The 5,615-nt window shown below is 56.9% G+C and carries 8 protein-coding genes and 1 pseudogene; 3 read left to right on the plus strand and 6 right to left on the minus strand.

Annotated elements, in window-relative coordinates:
• The coding region (locus VGU61_RS02980; RefSeq protein ID WP_326857617.1) for an enoyl-CoA hydratase/isomerase family protein at positions 1-748 on the minus strand (748 nt) is incomplete at its 3' end.
• Between the two features lie 296 nt (positions 749-1,044).
• On the opposite strand from VGU61_RS02980, the gene VGU61_RS02985 reads away from it, so the two are divergent.
• Positions 1,045-1,488: a PaaI family thioesterase gene (locus tag VGU61_RS02985; protein ID WP_326857618.1), complete on the plus strand. Its 444-nt coding sequence runs from the start codon at positions 1,045-1,047 to the stop codon at positions 1,486-1,488.
• Between the two features lie 32 nt (positions 1,489-1,520).
• On the opposite strand, the gene VGU61_RS02990 is transcribed toward VGU61_RS02985, so the two are convergent.
• The 3 genes from VGU61_RS02990 to VGU61_RS03000 form a co-directional block, all read right to left on the minus strand.
• Positions 1,521-2,339: an IclR family transcriptional regulator gene (locus VGU61_RS02990; RefSeq protein WP_326857619.1), complete on the minus strand. Its 819-nt coding sequence runs from the start codon at positions 2,337-2,339 to the stop codon at positions 1,521-1,523.
• Positions 2,340-2,691: 352 nt separating this feature from the next.
• Entirely contained in the window at positions 2,692-3,027 is a 336-nt protein-coding gene (locus VGU61_RS02995) for a hypothetical protein (protein ID WP_326857620.1), read from the minus strand.
• 3 nt (positions 3,028-3,030) lie between these two features.
• Positions 3,031-3,363, minus strand: coding sequence for a hypothetical protein (locus tag VGU61_RS03000; protein ID WP_326857621.1), 333 nt, complete (start codon positions 3,361-3,363; stop codon positions 3,031-3,033).
• Positions 3,364-3,615: 252 nt separating this feature from the next.
• On the opposite strand from VGU61_RS03000, the gene VGU61_RS03005 reads away from it, so the two are divergent.
• Positions 3,616-3,834: a dodecin gene (locus tag VGU61_RS03005; protein ID WP_326857622.1), complete on the plus strand. Its 219-nt coding sequence runs from the start codon at positions 3,616-3,618 to the stop codon at positions 3,832-3,834.
• Here VGU61_RS03005 and VGU61_RS03010 read toward each other — a convergent pair.
• On the minus strand, positions 3,831-4,658 hold the full coding sequence (locus tag VGU61_RS03010; protein ID WP_326857623.1) for a YdcF family protein: 828 nt from the start codon (positions 4,656-4,658) through the stop codon (positions 3,831-3,833). The two genes, VGU61_RS03005 and VGU61_RS03010, sit on opposite strands and share 4 nt — an antisense overlap.
• 81 nt (positions 4,659-4,739) lie before the next feature.
• Here VGU61_RS03010 and VGU61_RS03015 point away from each other — a divergent pair, with 81 nt between their 5' ends.
• Entirely contained in the window at positions 4,740-5,189 is a 450-nt protein-coding gene (locus VGU61_RS03015; RefSeq protein WP_326857624.1) for a hypothetical protein, read from the plus strand.
• 49 nt (positions 5,190-5,238) lie between these two features.
• Here the strand turns inward: VGU61_RS03015 and VGU61_RS03020 are convergent.
• Positions 5,239-5,615: pseudogene (locus VGU61_RS03020) on the minus strand (hypothetical protein); the annotation flags it as partial.

Here is a 5,615-nt window from a genome sequence, read left to right on the forward strand (position 1 = left end):
TGCCCTCGTCGAACGGCTTGTAATAAGACGCACCAACCGCCTCCGCACACTTCAGCGGGGCCGGAAAGTGCTTGGTTGCCGCAGCGACGGAGTTGCGGGCGAACTGCAGGAACGCTTCCGCATCCGGCTCCGTAATGCGAATATCGCGGACCCGCTTCAAGGGCCGCTTCTCGTCGATCACCTTGCCGGCGAAAGCCAGCGCCGCCGGCAGCAATTCGTCTTCGACGACCTCATCGAACAAGGCAGTGCCGGCCAGATTCGAGGCCGGCACGATGCTGCCCGAAACAATCATGTTGAGCGCTGTCTCCAGCCCGACAAGGCGTGGCAGACGCTGCGTGCCGCCCGCTCCCGGAAGAATGCCGAGCTTCACTTCGGGAAGCGCAATCTGCGCATCCGCCCTGGCAACACGGAAGTGGCAACCGAGGGCCAGCTCTAGGCCGCCGCCCATGCAGGCGCCACCGATTGCGGCGATTACCGGCTTGGCGGATGTCTCAACGGTCTTGATCACCGTGAGCAGGTTCGGCTCCTGGCTGGACTTCGGCGTGCCGAATTCCTTTACGTCGGCGCCACCCGAAAACGCGCGGTCGGAACCGATAAGAACAATGGCCTGCACTTGCGCGTCGGACGCGGCGGCATCCACCGCGGCCACGATTGCCCGCCGCAAAGCAAGGCCTAATCCGTTGATGGGCGGGTTATCGAGCGTGATGACGGCGACATTACGTACGGTTTGATAAGGTGCGTTGGACATGAACCTTGCTCTTGATTGGAATAGGAGGACGAGGCGAATAGAAGACTACATAAGGCGGCGTTTAAGACCGCTGTGCGAAACTGAGTTCCATAATTCAAAACGGATATTATCAGCGAAGGTGAACGCTGTAAAGATGGCAAACCGAACTACAAGGAATCCAAAAGAAGCTTATTTGCCCCACAAACCGGACGTACGATGTCACGGTCCAATATGTCATCCCCTATGTCAGTGTAAGCTCAGTTTTAAGTTTAGGATTATCATTCCGCACAGCAAAACTTATATATTTGTTTAACGTCATGAATTCATCTACCGCACACGTTATTGCCACGCCTGCAGAAGCATCATCCATCCCCGAGGGCTTCGAACCGGTTGACCGAGGAAGCGCATTTCTCGCCCTGCTCGGCCCGGTCTACATGAAACAGGCGACGCCAGATCGCACCGTTATCGGTGTGCGCATCGACGGTCGCCATACGAATGTGAAGGGAATCGCGCACGGCGGCATGCTGACCACGCTTGCCGATAGTGCGCTTGGCATTGCTATCGCAATAGCAAACAATGAAAAACCAATGGTGACCGTCAACCTGTCGACGGATTTCGTCGCTGCCGCCCACCCGGGGGATTGGGTGGAGGCGCATGTTGATATTCAGCGGATAGGCGCCCGGCTGGCCTTCGCCAATTGCTATCTGCAAGTCGGCGAAAAGCGCATCATGCGGGCAAGCGGAGTCTTCGCGTCAGTTTAAGAAAAATCGGCGCCCTGAAGGCGCCGACGTGATCAGGCAAGTGCGGAAGATTCGAGTTTTCTGGCCAGAGCAACCAGGCGGGGCTTTACTTCGCTAAGCAGGAATTCCTTGGATAAGCTGGAAGACGGTCCGCCGCAGTTGATCACCAATGCCGGCATGGCGCCTGAGGATCGGAAACCGACCGCGATGCCGTTGACATCGCCCTGCCATTCTCCGAACGATGTCGCGCAGCCGTATTCCTGGTAGTCCCGCAAGGCCTTGTCGATCGCTTGCTGCAGCGCAGTTGCGGCCGATTCATCCATATCCGCCGCCAGCTTCATGATGGCGGCGCGCTCCCGTTCGGAAGCACTGGCCAGGAATGCCCGACCGATCGCCGATGTCGCCAGCGGGATGCGTGAGCCGACCTGCAACGTCAGCGCCAACGTGGCGGCACTGCGTGCCACTTCGGTATAGATGATCGACAGACGGTCCCGCACCCCCAACGCCACGGTGGCCCCGGCAAAATCGGCCAGCTCCTGCATCAACGGTCGCGCGAACTGCCGGATGTCCATTCGTGCCAGCATCGAACTGCCCAGCGCAAGCGTGGCAGTGCCGAGCGCATACCTGCCGCCGGGCTCCACCTGGATCAGATAACCGCGCTTGGTCAAGGTATAGACGATTCGGGTCACGGTGGACTTGGGCAATCCGCAGCGCTCCGAAATCTGCTGGTTGCTTAGCGAAGAGTCGCCGGACCGGAAGCAGGCGAGCACATCCAGGCCGCGGGAAAGCGCTGTAATGAAGTAGCGGTCTTCCCCGGTCTTCAACGTGTCGGCCGATGTCGTTTTATTCAGTTCGGGGGTTGGTGCATTCATACGTGGACCTTTGGGATCAAGCCGCTCTGGCATCAAGCCGATTTTCCGGTGGACGGGCGCCGTGCGGCGTGCGTGCCGCAAATAAATGCGTCTCGCCGCCGCCGCAAGACTTTACAGTACAAAAAACGACATTACAAACCCGGCCTTGACGAAACAACCAACGGTCGCCGCATCCGGCCTCGCCGGTTTCCCGGCGCGGCGACGAGCCAAGCGCCGCAGCGTGCGGAAATATACACCACTTCAGCGCCCATCATCACCAGCAATATTAACGCCGCACCTTGCGTCGCATGGATACCAGTACGAGCGGACCTTGCGTTTTCCTTCGTGACGGCTGCAGCATCGCTCCTGATGCTCAGCCTTGCGACCGCTTACCGTATTGAACCGACACGTTCTCCACGTAAGCCCGAACCTTGGGCTCGCTCCCCGCCGCAGGACGCATGCCGGAAACGGCTCTTGCTTCGGCAAGGATGCCCGGCATTTCCCAGGCGCGAACCCGTTTCTTTTGCGCTGCGCACCGTGCTTGATGCGCATTCAGCGCTTGATCGAAGGCGATTCCGTAACCGCCGGCAATTGCACGCAACCTATAACGTACGATCATCTTGCGAAGATGGAAGCGCTTAAACCATTGCAGTCCCACCCATATGATCGCCGCGCCGATTACCGCGGCAATCCCGTTTGCTATTGTCATATCCTAACCTTTTTGATAACCGGCGCCGCGATCCGTTGCCGCAGGGCTGCGCGTCGATGACGCCTTCCCGGCGCGGCGCGCCTTCAAACCATAAAAAATGACCGCGAGCTGAGCGCCGAAATTCATCGCCGCAACCACCGCGAACAATTGATTGCGCACCACATACAGCGCATACAGCACCGTGATGGCGGCAAGCACGGCCCACCCGCTCCAGCAAATAAGGGATATCGATTTGCATGCGACCGGATCACGCCGGTACTTCAAGATTTGCGGGATGTACAGAACCGTTGCGGCGATGCCGGAAAGGCCGTACAACATGCTGACTATTTGTTCCATCGATTTTTGCGAAGAAAGCCGAGTGCATGACGATGTCGCAAGCGGCGTTTTTATCCGGCAACCCGGATGCTGGCATTCGACATTGCGTGCCGCCAGGAAATTCCATGGTCGGCGCAAGTTTTTTTCTGAGATGCAAGGCAGGCAGGTTTACGTTTCTGATGGGGTAAAACGTGCAATTTCTTTCACAGTTTGCGAAACGCAGCGGCGATTCAACGCTCAAACGATTTCCGATACACCATTGAAGGAATATCAATGTCTGCACATACCTACAAATTGATTGAACTCGTTGGTTCTTCCACCATAGGCACCGACGATGCCATCCGTAACGCGATCGAGAAATCATCGCAAACGGTGAGAAATATAGACTGGTTTGAAGTCACTGAAACGCGCGGCCATATCGTCGATGGCAAGGTCGCACATTATCAGGTGACGTTGAAGGTCGGCTTCCGCCTGGACACGGGTGACGCTTAACGCAGCGCCTGGCGCAAAGCACCACTGTCTACAGAGTTCTCATTCACCTTGGGTGGCACGTCGGCATTCGCCGGCGGGCGAACCGCATACCAGGCGAGCCCTATCCATTCATAGGTAGCGTAGTAGGATCGCCGCAAATGTTCGGCGTTGGGAAGGATATCCATCCATGTCGGACGACCCGCGCTGAAAAAGATCGTCGGTGCCGGAATGACATCCATGCCATTCCGGCTGAAGGCTACTACGGAACGCGGCATATGCATTGCGTCGGTCACGAGCAAAATACGTGTAATACCTTCCCGCCTCAGCATGGCTGCGCTGAACGAAGCGTTTTCGGCGGTATTGGCCGAATCCGGTTCGATCCACCTCACGGGAATCGCAAAGTCTTTTTCCAGTGCATCCACCATTGGGATTGCTTTTGGTTGAAATCTGCCATCCGGAGTCCCGTTTCCTCCTGATACCAGGATAGGCAAACCCGTTTGCCGGTAAAGCCGCGCCGCATAACGCAAGCGGGCAAGCGCGATATAGTCGGGAATCTCTTCGCCGTTAAATTCAGGTGCAGCGGCGTAGCGCCCTGCTGCCAAAACAACGATTGCCTCCGCATTCGTGCCATGACCTGAAGGCAGCGCTGGCGCAAGGCGCTCGAGCGGATCGACAAGCAAACGAGCGCCAAAGCCCGTACTAAGGAAAAGAAGAAGGAACATCGAGGCGACACCGAGCACATTGCCGGCGCGCGGAAAACGAAGGCGAAGAAGCAATGCAAATGCGAGCAGGCAAAACAGGCTTGCCGGCGGCAGTATCAGCTCGCGAAATACGCCATACATCATAGATCAGCTTTCAGACGGCGACAGGACCTCTATTTAATTGACGCAAGTCAACTATATCAGGAAGATTTGAGGCATCATCAAGTGTATTATCAAGTTGTATGCGAAGCCTTTTGCCGCAAATCGGCGAACGCAGCGGGATTGCTGAATATCAATGAACAACAGGAACTGCCGATGGATCCCCTTACTCTAAATAGCTCCTTCAACAGGGAGCAAGTCATGGGGAATGCAAGTAGCGATCCATACAGCCACTCGGCTTACGCCGCCACATTTGATGAAAAGTGCAGGCTCCTGGCGGGGCGAATCGCTATTGTGACCGCAGGCGTTGTCTTCATTGCCGGATACGCGTATGGAATCGCGGAGTACGGCGTATTTCTCGGCATCGCATTAGGCTGGCTGCCATGCGGCATCGCTTCCTGGCTTACAGCCAAGGTCGTCTCGACGGCCGCTCATCATGTCCTGCGCCGTGTCCTCCCCTCTTCCAGGCAGTCTGCGAGCCCACCGATTATCAAGCCAGGCGTGCAGCACAAGTAAGAAGATGGATGTGAGGCCGGCATCGCGTTGCCCGTGAATACGCCTCTTTCTACTCTTTTTTCGGCGAGATGAAAGCCTTGTGAAACAAGTGCCGCATCAGTAACAGCGGCGGCATTCTCAACCAGTTCGCCCGCAGGTAAAGTGCCTGCCTTGCACTTCCGGTGAATCGGTCCGAACAACTCACATGGTCCGGCATCAGTGCGCGCATGAACAATGTGTCCATCAATCGCAGCAGTGCGCCACCCGGAGCCGCAATATCACAAGCCCTTGTCACTTCTGCCGGAACAGGCGTATCCAGCATCCGGCTCGCATAACGAAGTGCATAAAAAAGCGGCCGCATCAACTCAAGCTCCTGTGCTCGCGGCGCAAGCGACGACCAGAAAGACGGCGACTGCCCGAAATGCTTGAGCAAACCGTGGATGTCGA

This window comes from Noviherbaspirillum sp. (genome assembly GCF_035944575.1).
GTDB lineage: Bacteria > Pseudomonadota > Gammaproteobacteria > Burkholderiales > Burkholderiaceae_D > Noviherbaspirillum.